The organism is Galactobacillus timonensis, assembly GCF_900240265.1.
Taxonomy (GTDB): Bacteria; Bacillota_I; Bacilli_A; order Erysipelotrichales; family Erysipelotrichaceae; genus Bulleidia; species Bulleidia timonensis.
Genome location: NZ_LT964739.1, coordinates 488621 through 509263, shown reverse-complemented (window position 1 = coordinate 509263; position 20643 = coordinate 488621). Strand labels below are relative to the sequence as shown.

Sequence of the window (20643 nt, the reverse complement as noted above, 5' to 3'; positions counted from 1 at the left end):
TAAATATTCTGCAGTTCAACTGCAACTTGTGTTCTAAGTACTGAAACCGCCGTATGCCGAACGGCACGTACGGTGGTGTGAGAGGACGGCGGTTAATCACCGCCTCCTACTCGATGTTTAATCGTCACCGAAGGAGATTCCGATAAATTTGGCTTCCTTGATGATGTCTGCGTTGGGGTCGAGCGTCTTCAGTCTTCCGGCAACCTGATCGAGCGGGACAGTTATGATTTCGCGGTTCTTATATCCGACCATGACGCCGAATTTCTTCTTGAGAATGAACTTGGCGCCTTCGGCACCGATCCGGGAAGCGAAGACGCGGTCATAGGCTACCGGGGCGCCGCCGCGCTGAATATGACCCGGGACCGTGACCCGGACTTCGCGGCCCGTCTTTTTTGTAATCTGATCCGCAAGCTCATAGGAAACGGACGGGAACGTATATTTTTCGAGTTTCTTCTGATAGTCCTTTTTGCTCAGTTTGGCGTCGCTCTTGGAGATGGCGCCTTCCGCCGCCGCAATGATCGTGAAGCGCTTGCCGTTGCGGTCACGGTTTTCGATGACGTTGACGATATTGTTCAGATCATACGGAATCTCAGGAAGAAGAATGATATCGGCGCCGCCGGCGATACCGGCATTGAGCGTCAGCCAGCCCACCTTATGGCCCATCACTTCGACGATGAAGACGCGGCCGTGGGCGGATGCGGTGGTATGGATTTCATCGATGCAGCGGGTAGCGATATCGACCGCCGACTGGAAGCCGAAGGTCATATCCGTTCCCCACAGATCATTGTCGATTGTTTTCGGCAACGTGATGATGTTGAGACCTTCCTGTGAAAGGAGGTTCGCCGTCTTGACGGAACCGTTGCCGCCAAGGACAACGAGACAGTCGAGCTGCAGCTTGTAGTAGGTCTGCTTCATGCTGGCGACCTTGTCGCGGCCGTCCGGCAGCGGATCATGAATGGTCTTGAACGGGACGCGTGATGTTCCGAGAATGGTTCCGCCGACGGTGAGGATGTTGGCAAAATCATCTTCGGTCAGAAGGCGGAAGCGGGAATTCATCAGTCCCTTGTAGCCGTCTTCGAAACCGTAGAATTCGACAGGCTCTGTTGTGTTCCGGGTAATTCCCTTGAAGATACCGCGCATCGCGGCATTGAGCGCCTGGCAGTCGCCTCCGCTCGTCAGCATTCCGATTCTGAGCATATGATTTTCCCCTTCTGCTTGTTTTCTGCCTATATTTTAGATTGCTCTGAAGGTTCTGCAGAAAAAATTGAGAATCGGAGAGAAATTTTATAAACGCTGAGCTTTATGCATCAGGATCTGGCTGATTGCAGAAGAAAAATCCGGGACGAACCCGGATCAAGAAAATGAAACGAATGCGTTATTTCACCTGCAGGAGGCAGCTCTTGACAGCTTCCTTGATGGCGTTGCTGGTGATCGTTGCACCGGAGACCGCATCAACAGAGTCGATTTCTTCGGCAGTGGACATGCCTACAAACTTGGACGGAAGTTCGTCAACAGCCTTGGTGCCGATGCCGGCGGTTTCATTCTGTTCGAGAACTTCGACATTGGAGATTGCGCCATTATCCATGGTGACCTTAACCTTGACATCACCATCCATGCCCTGGGCGCTCGCTACATATTCGTTATCTGCCAGTGCTTCTTCGGTAGGAGCGGCTGTAGCTTCCGGCTCTTCGAGACCGAAGTAAACATTCAGAAGAGACACTGTCTTCTTTGCAACATCGGCGACGAGACCTGCACAGCGTGCCTGGCGTCTTTCATCGCTGCGGTCCGTGACACCAGCCGCAGCCATCCAGGTTCCAACGGAATCGGAGCAGTTTACGCTGTGGGAAACGGTCGTGATAAGTTCCATCTTCGGCTGATAAATCGGGAACTCTGTGTTGCTGTACCAGTCCTCAAGTTCCTTAACGATCGCATCCTGATCTTTTGGATCAACAAAGAGACCGATCGCGGCACATGCTCCACCAAGGCATCCGCACAGGGAACCTGTGGTGTAGCCAGCGTGGCCATTCGAGAACATCTGCGTCGGGATCTGGTTGTATGGATAGCCATACAGATCTGCCATCTGACCGACGATCGCATTGAATGTTCCGCGGGCACAGCCGTTCAGGTTGTAGAAGCCATCGAAGCCGATCTCCTGAACCTTGTCTTTGTCGAGCTCATGCCAGGCAAAGGGATGCGTTGGGGCGGCAGGAGCCGCCGCTTCTGAAGTGGATTCCGGGGTTGCGGAAGCGGCCGCATTGGCATTAGCGGTGGAGCAGCCTGCAAGGGTTCCGACAGCCGCAACGCTGATGACACCGGCTCCCAGTCCCTTCAGGAAGTCTCTGCGGGAAATCATTTTCTCATCCATGTTATTTTTCTTCTCCTCTCACGAATGAATTATTGGGCAGCTGCTTATTCGCTTTCCGCGGCATCGGATTTTTCAGCAGCATGCTTTTGATAGAACATGCGGACCAGTGCAATGCTGATCTCGTAAAGGGCAATCATTGGCACCGCGACAAGGATCTGACTCGCTACATCCGGCGGGGTAATAATGGCGGCGACCACGAAGATGATCACAATAGCCACTTTTCTTCCTTTAAGCATCCATTCTGGTTTCAGGATCCCCAGGCGGGCGAGAAGAACAGATATCACCGGCATTTCAAAAACACAGCCGAAGATAATAAAAACGGTAAGGACGAAACTCAGATATTCCTGAATACTGATGGAAGCGTGTATCACTCCGTCGGCACCAAATGAAATCAGGAAATACAGCATGAAGGGCAAAGAGATCTTGTAGGCAAAGAGAATGCCGATCACAAAGCAGATGGCACCGAACACAAGAGACCAAAAAAAGGAACGCGTCTCCTGGCTGGAAAGACCGGGTTTTGCAAACTGGTAGATCTCAGAAGCAATCACCGGCAGCGCAATAATCAGTCCACCCAGCATTGCAACATTGAAGTAGACCATCAGCAGCTCCTGAGGAGCCAGGTAGATGAAGTGGTAGCCGTACCCTGTACCCATGTCGGTGAGTACTGTGATGATCTGGCGGGCAAACGAAAAACAGATCAGAAAGCCAGCAATAAAAGCAATGGCACAGATGATGATCCGCTTCCGAAGCTCTCTGAGGTGGCCGCGAAGGGTCATTGTGCCATTTTCGGAAGATGACAGGTCAGACATTGTTCAAGCCTTGTTTTCCGAATTGACCGCTTCAGCTTTCTTTGCGGCTGCAGCTTCAACCTTGACGCTTTCAGCTTCCTCCTGGTCCTCTTCCTTCATGCCTTCCTTGAAGTTCTTGACGCTCTTACCAAACATCTTCGACAGCTTAGGAAGCTGCTGCGGACCAAAAAGGACCAACACAATAAGCAGAATAATTAACAGTTCAGGTGCACCGATTCTCATAGCGATTCCTCCTTCACATCAGCAACAGGCTTAGCGGTTCCGCAGTTGGCACAGAAATGTCCCGTATTTCTTTCACCGCATTTCGGGCAGATCCAGGTGTCTTTCTTTGCCATCGTTTCCTTTTTCGGCTGAACGTCATCATCATCCAGAGAGATGCTGTCGCTGAGCTTGCCTGCAGCATTCTGCATGGCCCGCAGTCCTTTGCCCAGTTCACGCATCGTTTCCGGCAGTTTGTCCGGCCCGATCACGAGCAGGGCGACAATTAAAATAACGATCAGTTCCCAGAAGCCTATCCTCATTACTCGATTTTCCTTTGCTACTTGTGAGCAAATTATAAGTATGCATTCATGACTCAGGCAATCGCCGGAAGTGAACAAGATTTGGACGATTGTTAACTTTTTATCAATAATAAAGATATTCTGGAGAACAGAACTTTGTCGGTAACTGTTAAAACCTCTATTTGTACTGCCAGCGTATTTCAATCTGGAATTCTGCAGAAATAATGGAGATTCAGGAAAGAATTTTACATAGAGCCGCTAGAATGATGGCGAAAATTGCATAATGGAAGATGGATGGTGATGAAGATGGAGAAGAAATATATCTTTCTGGATGTGGATGGGACGCTCTACAGTTCTCAGATTGCCGGAGTTCCGGCTTCGGCAAGAAAGGCAATTGATCTGGCACGGGCCAACGGGTCGAAGGTGTTTCTCTGCACGGGACGTTCCCTGGCCGAGTGCAGCAAATATCTGAATGATCCGCTGGACGGCTTCGTGTTTGGCGCGGGTGCGATGGTGTATGCGGAACATAAGCGGATCTATGATCGGCCGCTGGATCCTGAGGATGTACTTGCGATTGAACACTTCCTGGAAGAAAACGGCTTCGGATGGTCTCTGGAGGGGCAGGCAGGTGCCTACGTCAATGAGGAGGCGTACGAGTTTCTTCTTCCTTACTTTTCGGCGGGGAAGCAGCCGCGTTCCGTCATGGTTCAGCAGATGATGGACAACGGCATGTACCCGGCAGGGTACATGGATCCGCAGGAAAAGATCTACAAGATCTGCGGCTTTACGACCAAAATCATTGACGACATGGAGCCGATCCGGGCAAAGGTCGATCCGAAGTATTCGCTGCTGGTCACGTTGAAAAGTGAGAGCGGAACGGGCTGCGAACTGAACTATAAGGAAATAACGAAGGCGACGGGCATCCGCAGAGTACTCGACTTCTATGGCGCAGACTGGAACGATGCCTGCGCGATCGGTGACAGTGAGAACGATATTCCGATGATTGAGGCCTGCGGAACGGGGATCGCAATGGGCAACGCGTTCGAACATGTGAAGGAAAAGGCTGATTTTGTGACGACGGATATTCTGGATGACGGGATCTGGAATGCGTTCAGGCATATTGGCGTGATCTGAGTATTGACAGCGGTGGAATTGCATCTATACTGTTCTAAGCAAACGCTTACAGCTAAGCAAAAGTTTAGGAGAAACTATGACACAGAGAGAGCGTCAGATTCTGCAGCTGATTGAAGAAAATCCGATGATTTCGCAGGAGGAACTTGCGCAGAAGATGGGAATCAGCCGCAGCTCTGCAGCCGTCCATATTTCCAATCTGATGAAGAAGGGATATATCGCCGGCAAGGGATATGTTCTTCGCTCGGGTACCTATGTGGCCGTTGTCGGCGGTGTGAACATCGATATCGGCGGGCGTTCGGCGGCTCCCTTGATTCCGAAGGATTCCAATCCGGGAACGGTGACGACGAGCCTTGGCGGCGTTGGCAGAAACATTGCCCATAATATGACGCTGCTGGGTGTTGATGTACGTATGTTGACGGCATTCGGTGACGATGATTATGCGCGTCTCATTGAGTCGAGCTGCGCTAATCTGGGCATTGACATCTCCCATGCACGCAAGGTAAAGGGCGGCCGCACCTCGACCTATCTCTTTATGGGCGGGCCGGATGGTGATATGGCGCTGGCCGTCAATGATATGGCGATCTGCGAAGAGATTACGCCGCGCTACATTTCTCAGAATCTGACGCTGCTGAACAATGCGCAGGTGGTGATCATTGATACGAATCTGCCTGCGGATACGATTGCCTACATTGCGGATCATGTGACGGCGCCGATCTTTGCGGACCCGGTGTCGACGGTGAAGGCAGACAAGCTGAAGCCGGTGCTCGGGAAGCTGAATACGCTGAAGCCCAACCGGATGGAGGCGGAGCATCTCAGCGGCATCGAAATCCATAACAGGCGCGATCTGAAAAAGGCGGCGAAGGCGTTACTGGATACGGGTCTGCACCGCGTCTTCATCTCGCTGGGAAGCGAAGGCGTGTATGCGGCGGATCAGAAGGAAGCGATTTTGGTTCCCTGCTGCAGGGCCCATATCAAAAATGCGACCGGTGCCGGCGATGCATTCATGGCGGCGCTTGGCTGGGCGTATCTGGAAGGGACGAACCTCGCGGACGCTTCGGCATTTGCCAGCGCGGCAGCGGCGATCGCTGTTGAAGGCGAGGAGACGATCAATCCGGAGCTGTCCGTTGAAGCGATGAAGCAGAAACTGTTAGAGAGTCAGCAGTAACTATATAAGGAGGAGAACCTATGCTGAACAAGTATCTTGATGTAAATCCTGAAGTTGCAGAGGCCGTGAAGGCCGGTAAGCCGGTCGTGGCTCTGGAGTCGACGATCATTTCGCATGGTATGCCGTATCCGCAGAATGTTGAGACGGCGCTCAATGTTGAAAAGATCATTCGTGAAAACGGTGCCGTTCCGGCTACGATCGCCATTATCGGCGGCCGTCTGAAGGCAGGTCTGACGCCGGAAGAGATTGAATATTTCGGCAAGAAGGGTACGGCAATTGCCAAGGCAAGCCGCCGCGACCTCGCTGTTCTCTGTGCAGAGGGCCAGGATGGTGCAACAACCGTTACGACGACGATGATGATTGCCCATATGGCAGGCATCAAGTTCTTCGCAACCGGCGGCATTGGCGGCGTTCACCGCGGTGCGCAGCAGACGTTTGATATTTCCGCCGACCTGGAAGAGCTGGCAAATACGCCGGTCATGGTTGTCTGCGCAGGTGCAAAGGCAATTCTCGATCTCGGCCTGACGATGGAGTATCTGGAGACGCACGGTGTTCCGGTCATCGGCTATGGCACCAAGGAGCTGCCGGCATTCTATACGCGTCACTCGGGACTCAAGGTTGACTATGAACTGGACACTCCGGAAGAGTGCGCCAAGGCCTTCCTTGTTCAGCATGATCTGGGCATGAAGGGCGGCATGCTAGTGACGAATCCGATCCCGCAGGAATTCGCCATGGATGACAAGGTCATCAACAATGCCATTGACGAAGCCATCAAGGAAATGGATGAGAAGGGCATTAAGGGCAAGGAGTGCACACCGTTCCTGCTCGCCAAGGTCGCTTCCATTACGGGCGGCGATTCGCTGAACTCCAACATCCACCTGGTTTACAACAATGCCAAGGTTGCCTCTCAGATTGCGAAGGCTTTCTGCGCAATGAAAGAGGACTGAGCAGAATAGAGCATGTGAAAACCGCAGAATTGCATGGAACGTTCTTCCGTGTAATCCTGCGGTTTCTTTTTCTCTTTCTCTATTTTTTCGTTTCCTGCTGTTTCAGACGTTCGGCAATCTTATGTGCCTCCGGGGTTGCAGCAAGTCCGCCCAGTGCCGTTTCCCTTACTTCCATCGGCATGCGGCTGCCGATGATACCCATCGCATCAAATACCTGATCCGCAGGAATACGGGAGGTGATGCCGGCCAGCGCCATATCGGCACTTGTAACAGCGTTGACGGCGCCGATGACGTTGCGCTTGACGCACGGCACTTCGACCAGGCCGCAGACCGGATCACAGACAAGTCCCAGCAGTCCCTTCAATGCGATCGCAGAGGCATCTGCGATCATGTCATTGGTTCCTTCATGCAGGAAGACTAAGGCTCCCGCAGCCATGGCGCTTGCCGAGCCGATTTCGGCCTGGCAGCCGCCAGCGGCGCCGGAGATGGATGCTCTCTTGGCAATGATGCCCCCGATACCACCGGCAACGTAGAGGGCCTTGACCATGTCTTCTTCATTGAAGTTGAAATGATCCTGGGCTGCCAGCAGTACGGCAGGAAGTACGCCGCAGGCACCGGCTGTCGGGGCGGCGACGATGACGTGCATGCACGCGTTTGAGGCAGCGACCTTGAGGGCATTTTCCATGACTTCGCCCACGAAGTCATCGACCAGGGAGTGCTTCTGGTGATAGGCATGAAGCTTTGCGGCCTCATCACCGACCAGGCCTGAGGCAGACATCTGCTTCGGGTTGTAGCTGTCTCTGGAGCGTTTCATGGCACGATACATTTCGCGCATCTTTACGAAGGATGCCTCTTTGGTAATGGCTTCTTCGCCGCAGTCTTCTTCCTGGATCAGCTGCCAGAGGGGTTTGTCTGTCGTTTTCGACTGTTCGAGCAATGTGGCAAATGAGGTATACATAGTTACTGATTTCCTTCCAGACTATAGTAGGTGACTTTGACGATGGCCGGCTCATTGTTGAGACGGTCAAGAATATCCTTCGGCACTTCCTGGTCCAGTTCCAGTACCGTTACGGCATGGCCTCCGCGGCTGTCACGGTCGAGCTGAATGGTCGCAATGTTGATGCGGCGCTCATACAGCAGGCCGGTGACGAAGGCGACGATGCCGGGCGTGTCGTTGTTTTGGACGATGAGGGTTGGATGGTTGCAGGAGAAGTGGGCCTTGAGGCCATCGATGTCACGGATTTCCACTTGGCCGCCGCCCGTGGAGCAGGCGATGATTTCAAGATGATGGCCCGATGTCCCGGTGAGCTTGAGCAGTACGGAGTTGGGGTGGGCATCCGGACCCAGATCAATCGTTCCGATGGTTACGTTCATGCCTGCCTTCTTCGCGTAGTCGAAGGCATCGGGGATCCGCTGATCGTCGACGTCCATGCCTAACAGGCCGGCAACCAGTGCCCTGTCGGTGCCGTGTCCGCGGCCGGTGGTCGCAAAGCTGCCATGAAAATACAGACCGGCTTCAGCGACGGGTTCGGCCATGAGGCGGCGGGCGGCTTCGCCGATGCGGCAGGCTCCGGCGGTATGGGAACTGGACGGGCCGACCATGACAGGCCCGATAATATCAAAGAGATTCACGATTTTCACCTCTCCAAGCTGTGCTCAAGATTCCGCTATAATAGTATCATTGTAAAGGATAAGGGGGGCCGCAATGCCGAAAGTAAGCATCATCATGCCTGTATATAATGCGGAGAAGGGGCTGAAACGCTGTATCGACAGTATTCTTGCACAGGAGTTTTCGGACTTTGAGCTGATTGCGGTTGACGATGGTTCCAGGGACGGCAGCGGATCCATCCTGGATGCCTATGCGGCAAAGGACAGACGCGTACATCCGGTTCATCAGACCAATGGCGGCGTATCAAATGCGCGCAACCATGGTATTTCGCTGGCAAAGGGTGATTTTCTGCAGTTTGTGGATTCGGACGACTATCTGCCGGTTGATTCGACGAAAACGCTGGTACGTGTCGCTGAGGAACACGATGCGGATCTGGTGGTTGCCGCCTTCTACCGGGTGGTTGGCACCTATCTGTCGGTGAAATATGACATTGATTCGACGGATGTGATGACGCAGAAGGAATATGCGTCGTATCTGATGAACAAGCCGGCGGATTTCTACTATGGAGTTCTTTGGAACAAGCTGTACCGGCGCTCGATCATCCGGAAACAGAAGCTGGTCATGGATGAGCAGCTGAACTGGTGTGAGGATACGGTGTTCAATCTCGAGTATCTGCTGCACTGTCAGCGGATTGCGGCGACGCCGGTGCCGGTCTATTACTATGTGAAAAATGAAGGGTCTCTCGTTGCCAGCGCGGCCGGTGATATGAAGACGGTGCGGCAGATGAAGGAGCGGATCGTCGAGTATTACGACAGCTTTTATCAAAATCTATACGATGTGGACAATACGATCGGGGAGCGTTTGAACCATGTGCGCTTCATGTTTGCCTTTGCGACGGATGATCTTGCCAATGGCAAGGGAAGGACGCGCGTAGGCAAAGAGAAGGATGTGGATGTTGTGAATACGTCGCTGGTCGATAATATGGCGACCATGATGTACTACATGGATGAGGTTTACGATCAGCAGTTGCGGACCGTTGCGACGGTGAGCGGACTGGCGGTCGACGATGTGAAGGTGCTCAATGCGCTGATGTTCCATGGAAAGGCGATGGCGCTGGGCGAAATTGCGGACTTTACGCATCAGGGGACGACGGGCTGTGTCGCTTCGGTGGAGAAACTGGCACTGAAGGGGCTGGCCAAGGTGGACTATCTTGGCAAGAACATTCCGGTGTCTTTGACGCCTGAGGCGGAGCCTGTGCTGAAGCAGCTCGGCTTTGCGCTGAAGGACTTTGAAAACATATGTTTCAAGGGGTTTGATGAGGAGCACCGCAGGGATGTGATGTTTTCGGTACATGAGATCAACAGCAATCTCAAGCAGATGCTCAGGGCGGTTCAGACGGAGCCGGAGCTTCCGAAGAAGGACAAGACGAAAAAGGCGGCTGAGGGTAAGGAATCGAGGAAGAAAACCGCTGAGGAGAAGGAGTTGGACAGGTAATGGCAAAGGCAGTATTTCTGGATTATACGGGGACGATTCTTCAGACGAGCGGACCGGACATTGAAGAGATGATGGAGCGCTTCACAAAGGGAGCGAGCTTTGCGTCGCAGCAGGAGGCAGTTCGCTGGTGGTTCAGTGAGCTGGGCGTGATGGAGGAGCACGCTTATCAGGAGAACTTTGTTCCGGAAGAGGAACTGTGCATGCGGATTCTGGAGAAGGCGGTGCGCGAAAAGGGACTGAAGGAAGATCTGCTGCAGATGCAGCGGCTGAACGTCAGCTTCTGGATGTATGCGCCGCTGTACTCGGATGTGCGCTACTTCTTTGAGCAGTGCACGAATCCGATCTATATCATCACCAATAACAGCGAGGAGTATGTGAAGATCTGTCTGCGCCGCAACGGCCTGCACGCCAATGCCGTCATTTCGGCAGACAGTGTACGTGCCTACAAGCCGCGCAGGGAGCTGTTTGAAAAGGCACTGGCAACGGCAGCAGTCGAAGGCAATGACGGCATCATGATCGGCGATTCGACCAGAGACATGGAAGGTGCTTCTTCCGTGGGTATGAACTGCATTCTGCTGGACAGGCATAAGGATAAGGGTGACAGCGGCTATCGCACGGTGCATTCGCTGCGGGAAGCGCTGCGTCTATTATGAAGAAGGTGACCTTCTACTTTGTCCGCCATGGGACGACGCGATTCAATACGCTGCGCCGTCTGCAGGGGCGCTGTGATTCACCTCTGCTTGCAGAGGGGATCGAAGATGCGAAAAAGGCGTCGCTGGCATTAAGAGATGTTCCGTTTACCAGAGCCTACTGTTCGCCAGCCGGCCGCGCACGTCAGACGGCAGAGATCATCGTGGAGCGTCACAATGTGCAGCTGGTGGAGTTAAAGGATCTTGAGGAATTTGACTTCGGCGAGCTGGAGGGACAGTGTCTTTTGGATCCGAAGGTAGCCGAAACGGTTGCGAGCCACGTGAAGAATAACTATGATTTTTCGGATCTTGGGGGAGAAAACTGGGAGCGGATCGCGAAGCGGATTCATCGTGCCTACGATGGTATTGCGGCAGAAGCCTACAGCGGCGAGACGGTGCTGACGGTTTCCCACGGGAGCTATGGTGAGCATCTGATTGCGGAGCTGTTCGGTATTTCGATTGATGAGCTGCGCAGGGCCCAGGGCGGCGGCTTTCCGATTCCCAATGGCAGTATCTTCGAATTTACGTGGACGGACGGGAAGTGGGATCTTCTATGTCTGCCGAAGAAGCCACAGGATTTTGTGCTCTGGAAGAAAGAAGGCAGAGGATGAACAAACTTGTGCAGCGGATGAGCGGCTGGATGCAGGGGCGCTATGGTACGGACCGGTACGGTCTGTTTCTGGTGGGTTCTTCGCTGGTCGTGGAGGTTGTCGGGGCGGCTGTCAGTTTGCCCTATCTTGTGCTGGTGACGGATGCGCTTCTCGTGTATGAACTGTTCCGGTTTTTCTCAAAGAACATCGTAAAGCGTTCGATCGAGAATCAGAAGTATACGAAGGCGCAGCGTGTTGTAGTGCGCGGGACGAAGATCCTGTGGAAGAATGTGACGGATCGGAAGTACAGATACTTTCTGTGTCCGAAGTGTGCACAGATCGTTCGGGTGCCGCGGGGACATGGAAGTGTTTCAATTACCTGTCCGCAGTGTCATCATGAATTCAGCGGGCGAAGCTAATTTGCGGTTGACCGTCCTCGATGCGAATGCTAGAGTAATAGCGCGTTTCGAGGTTTTTTAATTATGGCTGATTCGAAAAAGGTAATATTGACGTGTACGGTTTGTCTGTCGAACAACTATACGACGACGCGTCGAAAAACCAGTACGAAGCGTCTGGAATTGATGAAGTTCTGCCCGAAGTGCGGGAAGAAGACGCTGCATAAAGAAACGAAATAAGGAGACGGCACTATGGATAAGACATTCAGCTGGAGCGGTATCAAGAAGGAAGCCAAGCGTATTCGCTGGCCGAAGAAGGAAGATCTGTTTGGAAGATTTGGCGAGGTTGTGATTTTTACGGCATTCTTTGCGCTGTTCTTCGTGCTGTGTGATTTCCTTGTGACCTACGTTCTTAAGTTTATTGGTATTGGAGCTTGATTATGGCAGAAGATAGCTTTTTTGAAAAAAATCCGGCGGTCCGCAAGGCGATCGATGATGAACATGAGAAGCGCTGGTATGTTGTCAATACCTACGCCGGTCATGAGAATCGTGTGAAGGAGAACCTTGAGAAGCGTGTTGCGTCGATGGGTATTCAGGACAGTCTGTTCCGTATTGTCGTAGCCGAGGAGCCGGACATCGAGATCAAGAAGGACGGCAAGAAGGTTGAGACCATGCGCAACATGTTCCCGGGATATATCTTCGTGGAAATGAAGATGACCGATGAGGCATGGTATGTTGTTCGTAATACGCCGGGTGTAACGGGATTTATCGGTTCGTCAGGCGGCGGTGCGAAGCCGTTCCCTGTTTCGCCGGTTGAGATGGATTCGATTCTTCGCCGGATGGGTCAGAGCGACAAGAAGGTGGATGTGGATTTCAAGGTTGGCGATACGGTCCGTATTCTTACGGGCCCGTTCTCCGGAATGGAAGGCCGCATTTCTTCGATGAACGATCAGACGCAGGTTGCATCCGTCATGACGATGCTGTTTGGCCGTGAGACGCCGACCGACATCGGTTACAACGATCTGCAGAAGGTTGACTGAGTTTCAAAAAGATAGAGCCAGGAATATTAGGCGGAAGAATCTGCCCGGTTTCCTGGCTTTTTGTTTGCTCTATTGTTGAATTCAGTGTCCGTATCCTGCGGCTCCATGCGGTAACGGGCGGTTGTGCCTGGTATATGAGGGAAGGACGATGCTCGACTTGATTATTGCTGCAGCGGCGGATCGGGGAATTGACAATAGATTTTCTTCAACCTGTCGATAATCTGCTGATTTGTGATTCCATGAATCTTTAGAGACTTAAGGTCTGCTGGTGCCTGTTCATATTCCCGAATAAAATCAGACATGTCTTCCATTACCTCTCTTGGGATTTGAACTGTATCATTTCCGCTTAGAACAGATGAAAGCCGTACTATATCATTTTTGTGCTTTTTGATATCTTTTTCGTCGACGTGGAATCCGCTTCGCTTGTGACTGGTCAAATCCAGCCAGGCCTTTGCTTTAAATGGGATGAGATACGCAGGTGCCAGGATGCGTACTCCATCAATCTCTACTCTGCCGTTCATCAACATCGCGTAATATGCATCATTGAGCAGGATGGCAGATAAACTGGAGATGCTATCATCAAAATGCAGCGGCGTTAGACTGGAATCAGGCATGCGCAGATCAAAAGCGCTCCTCGAGAACAGTTCCAGCATATACGGATATCCGGAAATTTCCGGTTTATCAAACCGGAAAAGATGTGGATTTTGTGAGCTGATACTTTTATTGCGATATTTCCCGTCTTCAATAAACTGCCAGAATGTCTGCCCGAAGTCAGGTGTTAATGCTTCGACAAGCAGGACCAGATCAAGGTCTCTGGTTGCGCGAAAAGGCCTTGCATAGTTTTCCATAATCAAATCACAGGCAGCTCCGCCGATCAGCACATACTGGTCAGAATACTTTGAAAAGTACTCTCTAAACTTTTCCAATCCGTATACCATTCATAACCTCCTCCTGGATTATATTGATTGCCTGCTCTACTCTCGCATCGTCCCGCTCCTCATCCGGTATGGAAAGAACTGCACTGATTGGATCGATAACACCGTTATTTGCGATCAGATATTTATGGATCTGGAGCAGGCAGGATGGGGTATCTTCGCGCCGTGCGATATCCTTGTCCTGAATCTCCAGATTTCGGTATTGTTCCTGAGTTACAGCATAGACTGGAATCGGGCCGTCGTTGAGCATGGAATATTCAGCCAGAGCTGAGGTGCTGCTTTTTACATGGACTGATTTCGGTATTGCCATCATGCGATATGTTTTTTTGACCGGATTGATAAAATACGCTTTGCATGTTTCCAGTAGCCCGGCACTGCTGAATCTGTTTCGGAAATATCTGGATTTTCCGCGGATTTCCGTCAGCGGCAGATTCAATGCTTCCAGCTCAATCAGAGCTCTGTTGACAGTCATGCGTGAAGCCTTCATTTGCTCAGATATTTCCTTACCTGAGATATTGGTCCACTGTTGGTACAAAGCCGTTAGAATCAGCTTCTGGGTGAATGGAGAAAATTTTTCGATGTTCGGAAGGCGGGTATCGCTCTTTGCATGAATACGGATTCCAAGGTTTGGAAGGTAAATATTATTATCCCCGAAAATAAAGGGCACCCCCATCTCAATCAGCCTGGAAATACCATACTGTGTATAACCGTCGCCGTATAAAATGCAGTTTTTTCCAAGGATAGTTCGAAGCTTTGCCATATGCTTTTTTATATCCGGAAGAGGAACGTGTTCCCTGGGGTGAACCAAAAAAATTATTTGATCTTCAACCATAAAAGACCTGATGTCATAAATGCCCGTGAAAGCTAGCGGAATTAATTCCTTGTTGAATTGCTGTTCGCGGACCGGAACGTGCAGCAGGTTTGCTATAGTGTTTTCCATTGTATTCATACTTGCTTCCTTATCTAAACATATTATTTATATCTTAACATAAGATATTATCTGATATAAAAAGCATGGTTTCATAGAGGGAACTGGTTTATTCCTTTTGCTTCGCAAGGTCACATTGCTTCCAATGCTTTATGCTGGGGCATATAATCTCAATTGCTTTACATAGCATGGCGGTAGGGGGAATGATATGAATATCGTAACGAAGATTATTTCTGTACTGGTGGCGATTGAGTTTCTCTATATTTTTTATCTTGAGACGGTGGCGACGACTTCCGAAAAGACATCAAAGGTATTTGGCATGACGAAAGAAGAGCTCAGTCAGAAGAGTGTCAACGTTCTGTTCAAGAATCAGGGTGTGTACAATGGGCTGCTTTCGGTGTTGATTCTGCTTGCGGTTTTTGCTTTTTCCAGCAAGGCTGCCGTTGTGTGCCTGATGGCATATATCGTTGCGGTCGCTGCTTATGGAAGTGTCACAAGCAATCCGAAGATCATTCTGATGCAGGGCGGACTGGCGATCCTGACGCTGTTGTCCTGTATCTTCTGAGAAGAAACAATATTTTACAGGAAGGAATATTCATGATCCGAAAATGGGCGCCGGGTGGATGTTCGACGTTCATTGGCGGGAATGATTTTCTTCCATTTTCATTTATGAACTGAAAAATCGTCACGCGTAGGGCTTAAAATTTCAAAATCCGCGTTGACCGTCCACGGGGACGATGGTATATTATTTGAGCACGCCTCAATAGCTCAGTCGGCAGAGCGAGCGGCTGTTAACCGCTAGGTCACAGGTTCGAGCCCTGTTTGAGGCGCCATTTTTTATGCCTGAAACTGATATTCTCTTTCTGTATCGGAGGATATTTGTTTCAGGCATTTTTTCGCTGTGACCTGATTGGATAAACTGAAATTGATAAAGGAGGAAAAACAATGACGATGAAAAAACCATATATCATATGCCACATGATGATGTCCATCGACGGACGTATCGATTGCGCCATGATGGGACAGATCCATGGCGCCAATGAATATTATTCTCTGATGGAAGAACTGAACGTACCAACGACACTGAGCGGACGCGTAACGGCACAGTTGGAGATGGCAGAGCCCAGGAAATTTACACCCACCCATCCGGAGATTCGCTGCCGGGAAGGTTTCTCCAGAAAATGCGTATCCGAAGGCTACGACATTGTGACCGATACAAACGGGAAACTGCTGTCCGTCATACGGTATGAAGATGAAGGTGTCTGGCTGCGGTATGCGGTAGAAAAGTGACGGGATTTAGAAAAGATCAGGAAGGCCCGATGAGCGACACTCATCCGGCCTATTTTTATAAGGATATGAAACAAGTACGGTGTGTTATTTCAGAAATATTTACATCTTCTTTGAAACAATAGATGCACTGCCGCAGAAATCCGGTCGCCGGATGCTAGAATGAAAAACATCTTTACATTATTCGGCAGGAGGACAGCACATGGGGAACAGAAAAGAAACCGATTACCGAAGTCTGTATGCGGGACTTCAGAATGAGAAGGATTCCTGCGGAATCGGGACGATTGTAAATATTGACGGACATCCGGACTATGGCGTACTGGATGATGCGCTGCACATCGTCGAGAAACTTGAGCACCGGGCAGGCAAGGATGCGACGAGCAAGGTCGGTGACGGTGTCGGCATCCTGCTGCAGATCGGACATAAATTCTTCAGCAAAGCGGCGTCGGAAGCCGGCATTACGGTCGGCGGGCCGCGTGATTACGGCATCGGCATGTTTTTCCTGCCGCAGGACAGCCTTAAGCGGCGTTTTGCGATGCGGATGCTCGAAGTCATTACGCAGAAGAACGGGCTGAAATTTCTTGGCTGGCGAAATGTTCCGGTGCATCCGGAAATTCTTGGCGAACCTGCCCGCGTCTGCATGCCGTACATTATGCAGTGTTTCATTGAGCGCCCGGCCAATGTGGCACGGGGCATCGACTTTGACCGGCGTCTTTATGTGGTGCGGCGAGAATTTGAACAGTCGTCGGATGATACCTATATCTGTTCCCTGTCTTCGCGGACGGTTGTGTATAAAGGCATGTTCCTGGTGAATCAGCTGCGGCGCTTCTATGACGATCTGCAGGATCCGGACTATGAGACGGCGATCGCAATCGTTCATTCGCGTTTCTCCACCAACACGACACCGTCCTGGCAGCGTGCGCATCCGTACCGGATGATCGCCCATAACGGTGAGATCAACACGATCCGCGGCAATATTGACCGTATGCTTGCCCGTGAAGAGACGATGACGTCGCCGCTGATGGAGAAGGACATCGACAAGATTTTCCCGGTCATCAGCCGCAGCGGATCCGATTCGGCGATTCTTGACAATACGCTGGAATTTCTGTACATGAACGGCATGGATCTGGCGCTGGCGATGATGGTACTCATTCCGGAGCCGTGGAAGCACAACCGCTTCATGTCTCAGGACCGCAAAGATTTCTACCATTACTATGCAACGATGATGGAACCGTGGGACGGGCCGGCAGCCGTCCTGTTTTCCGATGGCGATGTGGTCGGGGCGACGCTGGACCGCAACGGCCTGCGCCCGAGCCGCTACTACATTACGGATGATAATCGTCTGATTCTTGCGTCGGAGGTAGGAGTCCTCGACATTCCGCCGCAGCATATCGTGAAGAAGGCGCGGCTGGAGCCGGGCCGCATTCTGCTGGCCGATACGCAGAAGAAGCGGATCATTTCCGATGCCGAATGCAAGCAGGCGTATGCGCACCGGCAGCCCTATGGTGAGTGGCTGGACCGGTCCCTGCTGCATCTGGAGCAGCTGAAGATTCCCAACCGGAAGGTAGAGTCCCACAGCCAGCCGGTACGGGACAAGCTGTACAAGGTATTCGGCTATTCCTATGAAGATGTGATGGATGAGATTCTGCCGATGGCTGAAAGCGGCAGTGAACCGACGATGTCGATGGGACACGATGTGCCGCTGGCGGTGGAGTCGCGGCATTCACAGAGTCTCTTTAACTATTTCAAGCAGCAGTTTGCGCAGGTTACCAATCCGCCGATCGATTCGCTGCGTGAGAAGATCGTGACCGATACGACGGTATACATCGGCTCCGATGGTGACCTTCTGCAGGAAAAGGGCGACAACTGCACGGTGCTCGAGGTAAACAACCCGATTTTGAGCGGCGTCGACATTCTCAAGATCAAGAACCTGGATCAGCCGGGCTTCCACAGTGAAGTTATTTCGCTGCTGTATTACAAGAATACGTCGCTGGCCAGGGCGCTGGAGCAGCTCAACATTTCAGTGGACCGGGCTGCGGCGGCCGGCAAGAACATCATCATTCTTTCGGATCGCGGGGTGGATGAGAACCATGTGCCGATTCCTTCGTTGCTGGCGGTTTCTTCCGTTGAGCAGCATCTGGTGCGTACCCGGAAGCGTACGGCGGTTTCACTGATCCTTGAGTCCGGTGAGCCGCGGGACGTGCATCAGGCGGCGGCGCTGCTTGGCTTCGGTGCCCGTGCCATCAATCCCTATCTTGCCCATGAGTGCATCGAGGAGCTGATTGATCTTGGCCTGTTGGACAAGGATCCGCATACCGCTGTCGAAGACTATGACAGAGCCCTGCTCAGCGGCGTCGTAAAGACGGCCTCGAAGATGGGCATTTCGACGCTGCAGTCCTACCAGTCGGCGCATATCTTCGAGGCGATCGGCCTGAGTCAGGAACTGATTGATCATTACTTTACGGGAACGGTCAGCCGCGTTGGCGGCATCGGGATCAGCGAAATCGAAGCCGATGTGTCGAGCCGCCATGATCATGCCTTTGATCCGCTGGGTCTCGATGTGGATACGACGCTGGACAGTGTTGGTTTCCATGAACTTCGCAGCGGGCGTGACAAGGAAGACCACCTTTACAGGCCGCAGACGATTGTGACGCTGCAGCAGGCGGTGCGCCGCAATGACTACGCGCTGTACCGTGCGTATGCGGATCAGGTTGAGGATCCGAAGCGTCAGTTTACGCTGAGGTCCCTGATGGAGTTCAATCCTCAGCAGGATCCGGTTCCTCTGGAAGAAGTGGAGAGCGAAGAATCGATCGTGCGGCGCTTCAAGGTTGCGGCAATGTCGTTCGGCGCCCTTTCCAGGGAAGCGCATGAGACGCTTGCCATTGCCATGAATCGCATTGGCGGAAAGTCGGATACAGGTGAAGGCGGCGAGGATCCGGCCCGCTATGGTACGGAGCGCAATTCGGCGATCAAGCAGGTGGCTTCGGGCCGCTTCGGGGTGACGTCGGCGTATTTAAACAGTGCCAGTGAGATTCAGATCAAGATGGCGCAGGGGGCCAAGCCCGGTGAGGGCGGCAATCTGCCGGGAAAGAAAGTGTATCCATGGGTTGCGGCTACGCGTTATTCGACGCCGGGCGTGTCTTTGATTTCACCGCCGCCGCATCATGATATTTATTCGATCGAGGATCTGGCGCAGCTGATCTATGATTTGAAAAATGCGAACCGCGATGCGCGGATCAATGTGAAGCTCGTTTCGGAGGCTGGTGTCGGTACGATTGCCAGCGGTGTCGCCAAGGCGGGTGCGCAGGTGATTCTGATCTCGGGTTACGATGGCGGTACGGGGGCGGCACCGGGCTCGTCCATTCATCATGCGGGCATGCCATGGGAGCTGGGCATTGCGGAGGCGCACCAGAGTCTGATCGCCAACGGTCTGCGGCAGCGTGTATGTCTGGAGACGGATGGCAAGCTGATGACGGGCCGTGATGTGGCGGTGGCCGCATTGCTTGGTGCGGATGAGTACGGTTTCGGTACGGCGGCGCTGGTATGTCTTGGCTGTATGATGATGCGCGTTTGCTCGAAGGATACGTGTCCGGCGGGCATTGCGACGCAGGATGAGACGCTGCGCAAGCGGTTCCGCGGCCGGCCGGAGGATGTGATCAACTTCATGATGTTTACGGCGCGAGAACTGCGGGAAATCATGGCGCAGCTCGGCTTCCGTACGGTGGAGGAGATGATCGGAAGAACCGACTGTCTGAAGATGCGCAGCGATCTGCCGGCAAGGGCAAAGAAGGTGGATCTGTCACAGATTTTGAATACGCAATATGCGCATGCGGAACATTCGCATTTTGATGCGGCGCATGTGTATGACTTCCATCTGGAGAAGACGCTGGATGAGTCGGTGCTTCTGCCGGCGTTTGAGAAGCAGTTGAATGCGAAGAAGGAGAAGGTGAAGCCGGCAAAGGTTTCGCTTTCCGTCAGTTCGACGGACCGTGCGTTCGGTACGATTCTGGGGTCGGAGATTACGCGTCGCTTTGGCAATAGTCTTCCTGACAATACATTTACGGTGGAATGCGAGGGCGGCGGCGGTCAGTCGTTCGGTGCCTTCATTCCGAAAGGTCTGACGCTGAAGCTGACCGGGGATGCCAATGATGGCTTCGGCAAGGGGCTGTCCGGTGGGCGGTTGATTGTTGTGCCGCCGAAGGAGGCGAAGTTTGCGGCGGATCAGAACATCATCATCGGCAACGTTGCGCTCTATGGTGCCACCAGCGGTACGGCCTATGTGTGCGGTGTGGCCGGGGAGCGGTTCTGTGTAAGAAATTCCGGTGCGGTTGCGGTTGCGGAAGGATGCGGCGACCATGGGCTGGAGTATATGACCGGCGGCCGGGCGGTGATTCTGGGGCCGACGGGCAAGAACTTTGCGGCCGGCATGTCGGGTGGCATTGCCTATGTGCTGGATCTGGACCATACGCTGTATCTGCGGATGAATAAGGATATGGCGGATCTTGAAGAGGTGAAGGAGAAGTACGATATTGCGGAGCTGAAGGAGATCCTGGAGAATTATGCGGCGGCGACGGGTTCCATGCTTGCCAATAAGGTTTTGAAGGATTTCGACAGCTATCTGCCGCACTTCAAGAAGATCGTTCCGCATGACTACCAGCGGATGCTGGTGGCGATCAGCCGCTTCGAGGAACAGGGCATTTCGCATGACAATGCGGTTCTGGAAGCGTTCCGGGAAGTGACGAAGGCGTAAGGAGGA

The 20643-nt window shown here is 52.5% G+C and carries 22 protein-coding genes and 1 tRNA gene; 14 read left to right on the top strand and 9 right to left on the bottom strand.

What is annotated here, in order from left to right; all coding sequences use genetic code 11:
• Positions 1-117 precede the first annotated feature (117 nt).
• The 5 genes from C1714_RS02385 to C1714_RS02365 all read right to left on the bottom strand — a co-directional run bounded on the left by C1714_RS02385 (position 118) and on the right by C1714_RS02365 (position 3695).
• Positions 118-1197 carry a 6-phosphofructokinase gene (locus C1714_RS02385; RefSeq protein ID WP_102341691.1) on the bottom strand — a complete coding sequence of 360 codons (1080 nt, stop codon included), beginning with the start codon at positions 1195-1197 and terminating at the stop codon, positions 118-120.
• 178 nt (positions 1198-1375) lie between these two features.
• Positions 1376-2365: a C-GCAxxG-C-C family (seleno)protein gene (locus C1714_RS02380; protein ID WP_102341690.1), complete on the bottom strand. Its 990-nt coding sequence runs from the start codon at positions 2363-2365 to the stop codon at positions 1376-1378.
• 44 nt (positions 2366-2409) lie between these two features.
• The gene (tatC, locus tag C1714_RS02375; RefSeq protein ID WP_102341689.1) at positions 2410-3174 is read right to left on the bottom strand and encodes a twin-arginine translocase subunit TatC; all 765 of its coding nucleotides are present in this window, start codon (positions 3172-3174) and stop codon (positions 2410-2412) included.
• A gap of 3 nt (positions 3175-3177) precedes the next feature.
• Positions 3178-3396, bottom strand: a complete 219-nt coding sequence (gene tatA / locus C1714_RS02370; protein WP_102341688.1) for a twin-arginine translocase TatA/TatE family subunit — start codon at positions 3394-3396, stop codon at positions 3178-3180.
• On the bottom strand, positions 3393-3695 hold the full coding sequence (locus C1714_RS02365) for a Sec-independent protein translocase subunit TatA/TatB (RefSeq protein WP_102341687.1): 303 nt from the start codon (positions 3693-3695) through the stop codon (positions 3393-3395). Before C1714_RS02365 ends, tatA begins: the two co-directional genes overlap by 4 nt.
• Positions 3696-3968: 273 nt before the next feature.
• On the opposite strand from C1714_RS02365, the gene C1714_RS02360 reads away from it, so the two are divergent.
• The 3 genes from C1714_RS02360 (at position 3969) to C1714_RS02350 (ending at position 6920) form a co-directional block, all read left to right on the top strand.
• Positions 3969-4808, top strand: a complete 840-nt coding sequence (locus tag C1714_RS02360; protein ID WP_102341686.1) for a Cof-type HAD-IIB family hydrolase — start codon at positions 3969-3971, stop codon at positions 4806-4808.
• A 76-nt stretch (positions 4809-4884) separates the two neighbouring features.
• Entirely contained in the window at positions 4885-5973 is a 1089-nt protein-coding gene (locus C1714_RS02355; protein ID WP_102341685.1) for a PfkB family carbohydrate kinase, read from the top strand.
• Between the two features lie 20 nt (positions 5974-5993).
• Positions 5994-6920: a pseudouridine-5'-phosphate glycosidase gene (locus tag C1714_RS02350; RefSeq protein ID WP_102341684.1), complete on the top strand. Its 927-nt coding sequence runs from the start codon at positions 5994-5996 to the stop codon at positions 6918-6920.
• Between the two features lie 79 nt (positions 6921-6999).
• Here C1714_RS02350 and sdaAA read toward each other — a convergent pair whose 3' ends face one another.
• A complete protein-coding gene (gene sdaAA, locus C1714_RS02345; protein WP_102341683.1) occupies positions 7000-7878 on the bottom strand; it encodes an L-serine ammonia-lyase, iron-sulfur-dependent, subunit alpha in 879 nt (292 codons plus the stop codon).
• Between the two features lie 2 nt (positions 7879-7880).
• Positions 7881-8552 (bottom strand): L-serine ammonia-lyase, iron-sulfur-dependent subunit beta, encoded by a 672-nt coding sequence (gene sdaAB / locus C1714_RS02340; RefSeq protein ID WP_102341682.1) that lies wholly within the window; start codon positions 8550-8552, stop codon positions 7881-7883.
• A gap of 73 nt (positions 8553-8625) precedes the next feature.
• Between sdaAB and C1714_RS02335 the strand changes: the two genes are divergently transcribed.
• The 7 genes from C1714_RS02335 to nusG all read left to right on the top strand — a co-directional run bounded on the left by C1714_RS02335 (position 8626) and on the right by nusG (position 12737).
• Entirely contained in the window at positions 8626-10023 is a 1398-nt protein-coding gene (locus tag C1714_RS02335) for a glycosyltransferase family 2 protein (protein WP_102341681.1), read from the top strand.
• Complete coding sequence (locus C1714_RS02330; RefSeq protein WP_102341680.1) at positions 10023-10676, top strand: HAD family hydrolase; 654 nt, start codon at positions 10023-10025, stop codon at positions 10674-10676. The genes C1714_RS02335 and C1714_RS02330 overlap by 1 nt, the downstream gene beginning before the upstream one ends.
• Positions 10673-11323: a histidine phosphatase family protein gene (locus C1714_RS02325; RefSeq protein ID WP_102341679.1), complete on the top strand. Its 651-nt coding sequence runs from the start codon at positions 10673-10675 to the stop codon at positions 11321-11323. Before C1714_RS02330 ends, C1714_RS02325 begins: the two co-directional genes overlap by 4 nt.
• A complete protein-coding gene (locus C1714_RS02320; protein ID WP_102341678.1) occupies positions 11320-11721 on the top strand; it encodes a hypothetical protein in 402 nt (133 codons plus the stop codon). Before C1714_RS02325 ends, C1714_RS02320 begins: the two co-directional genes overlap by 4 nt.
• Before the next feature lie 63 nt (positions 11722-11784).
• On the top strand, positions 11785-11937 hold the full coding sequence (rpmG, locus tag C1714_RS02315; protein WP_102341677.1) for a 50S ribosomal protein L33: 153 nt from the start codon (positions 11785-11787) through the stop codon (positions 11935-11937).
• A 12-nt stretch (positions 11938-11949) separates the two neighbouring features.
• Complete coding sequence (gene secE, locus C1714_RS02310; protein WP_102341676.1) at positions 11950-12135, top strand: preprotein translocase subunit SecE; 186 nt, start codon at positions 11950-11952, stop codon at positions 12133-12135.
• Between the two features lie 50 nt (positions 12136-12185).
• The gene (nusG, locus tag C1714_RS02305) at positions 12186-12737 is read left to right on the top strand and encodes a transcription termination/antitermination protein NusG (RefSeq protein WP_167850017.1); all 552 of its coding nucleotides are present in this window, start codon (positions 12186-12188) and stop codon (positions 12735-12737) included.
• 161 nt (positions 12738-12898) lie between these two features.
• On the opposite strand, the gene C1714_RS02300 is transcribed toward nusG, so the two are convergent.
• Complete coding sequence (locus C1714_RS02300) at positions 12899-13675, bottom strand: hypothetical protein (RefSeq protein WP_102341674.1); 777 nt, start codon at positions 13673-13675, stop codon at positions 12899-12901.
• On the bottom strand, positions 13650-14621 hold the full coding sequence (locus C1714_RS02295; protein ID WP_102341673.1) for a helix-turn-helix domain-containing protein: 972 nt from the start codon (positions 14619-14621) through the stop codon (positions 13650-13652). Before C1714_RS02295 ends, C1714_RS02300 begins: the two co-directional genes overlap by 26 nt.
• Positions 14622-14808: 187 nt before the next feature.
• Between C1714_RS02295 and C1714_RS02290 the strand changes: the two genes are divergently transcribed.
• From C1714_RS02290 to gltB, 4 genes are all read left to right on the top strand, one after another.
• A complete protein-coding gene (locus C1714_RS02290; RefSeq protein WP_102341672.1) occupies positions 14809-15165 on the top strand; it encodes a DUF1304 domain-containing protein in 357 nt (118 codons plus the stop codon).
• Between the two features lie 192 nt (positions 15166-15357).
• Positions 15358-15433: transfer RNA gene (locus tag C1714_RS02285), tRNA-Asn, on the top strand.
• A 112-nt stretch (positions 15434-15545) separates the two neighbouring features.
• The gene (locus C1714_RS02280; RefSeq protein WP_102341671.1) at positions 15546-15890 is read left to right on the top strand and encodes a hypothetical protein; all 345 of its coding nucleotides are present in this window, start codon (positions 15546-15548) and stop codon (positions 15888-15890) included.
• Positions 15891-16089: 199 nt separating this feature from the next.
• The gene (gltB, locus tag C1714_RS02275; protein ID WP_102341670.1) at positions 16090-20637 is read left to right on the top strand and encodes a glutamate synthase large subunit; all 4548 of its coding nucleotides are present in this window, start codon (positions 16090-16092) and stop codon (positions 20635-20637) included.
• The last annotated feature ends 6 nt before the right edge of the window (positions 20638-20643 follow it).

Bases quoted from the DNA above. Each gene is read 5' to 3' on its own strand.
- C1714_RS02380 (WP_102341690.1), bottom strand. From the start codon at position 2,365: ATGGATGAGAAAATGATTTCCCGCAGAGACTTCCTGAAGGGACTGGGA.
- C1714_RS02280 (WP_102341671.1), top strand. From the start codon at position 15,546: ATGACGATGAAAAAACCATATATCATATGCCACATGATGATGTCCATC.
- C1714_RS02295 (WP_102341673.1), bottom strand. From the start codon at position 14,621: ATGAATACAATGGAAAACACTATAGCAAACCTGCTGCACGTTCCGGTC.
- C1714_RS02365 (WP_102341687.1), bottom strand. From the start codon at position 3,695: ATGAGGATAGGCTTCTGGGAACTGATCGTTATTTTAATTGTCGCCCTG.
- sdaAA (WP_102341683.1), bottom strand. From the start codon at position 7,878: ATGTATACCTCATTTGCCACATTGCTCGAACAGTCGAAAACGACAGAC.
- gltB (WP_102341670.1), top strand. From the start codon at position 16,090: ATGGGGAACAGAAAAGAAACCGATTACCGAAGTCTGTATGCGGGACTT.
- C1714_RS02355 (WP_102341685.1), top strand. From the start codon at position 4,885: ATGACACAGAGAGAGCGTCAGATTCTGCAGCTGATTGAAGAAAATCCG.
- C1714_RS02320 (WP_102341678.1), top strand. From the start codon at position 11,320: ATGAACAAACTTGTGCAGCGGATGAGCGGCTGGATGCAGGGGCGCTAT.
- C1714_RS02330 (WP_102341680.1), top strand. From the start codon at position 10,023: ATGGCAAAGGCAGTATTTCTGGATTATACGGGGACGATTCTTCAGACG.
- rpmG (WP_102341677.1), top strand. From the start codon at position 11,785: ATGGCTGATTCGAAAAAGGTAATATTGACGTGTACGGTTTGTCTGTCG.
- C1714_RS02325 (WP_102341679.1), top strand. From the start codon at position 10,673: ATGAAGAAGGTGACCTTCTACTTTGTCCGCCATGGGACGACGCGATTC.
- secE (WP_102341676.1), top strand. From the start codon at position 11,950: ATGGATAAGACATTCAGCTGGAGCGGTATCAAGAAGGAAGCCAAGCGT.
- tatC (WP_102341689.1), bottom strand. From the start codon at position 3,174: ATGTCTGACCTGTCATCTTCCGAAAATGGCACAATGACCCTTCGCGGC.
- C1714_RS02360 (WP_102341686.1), top strand. From the start codon at position 3,969: ATGGTGATGAAGATGGAGAAGAAATATATCTTTCTGGATGTGGATGGG.
- C1714_RS02385 (WP_102341691.1), bottom strand. From the start codon at position 1,197: ATGCTCAGAATCGGAATGCTGACGAGCGGAGGCGACTGCCAGGCGCTC.
- tatA (WP_102341688.1), bottom strand. From the start codon at position 3,396: ATGAGAATCGGTGCACCTGAACTGTTAATTATTCTGCTTATTGTGTTG.
- C1714_RS02335 (WP_102341681.1), top strand. From the start codon at position 8,626: ATGCCGAAAGTAAGCATCATCATGCCTGTATATAATGCGGAGAAGGGG.
- C1714_RS02290 (WP_102341672.1), top strand. From the start codon at position 14,809: ATGAATATCGTAACGAAGATTATTTCTGTACTGGTGGCGATTGAGTTT.
- C1714_RS02300 (WP_102341674.1), bottom strand. From the start codon at position 13,675: ATGGTATACGGATTGGAAAAGTTTAGAGAGTACTTTTCAAAGTATTCT.
- C1714_RS02350 (WP_102341684.1), top strand. From the start codon at position 5,994: ATGCTGAACAAGTATCTTGATGTAAATCCTGAAGTTGCAGAGGCCGTG.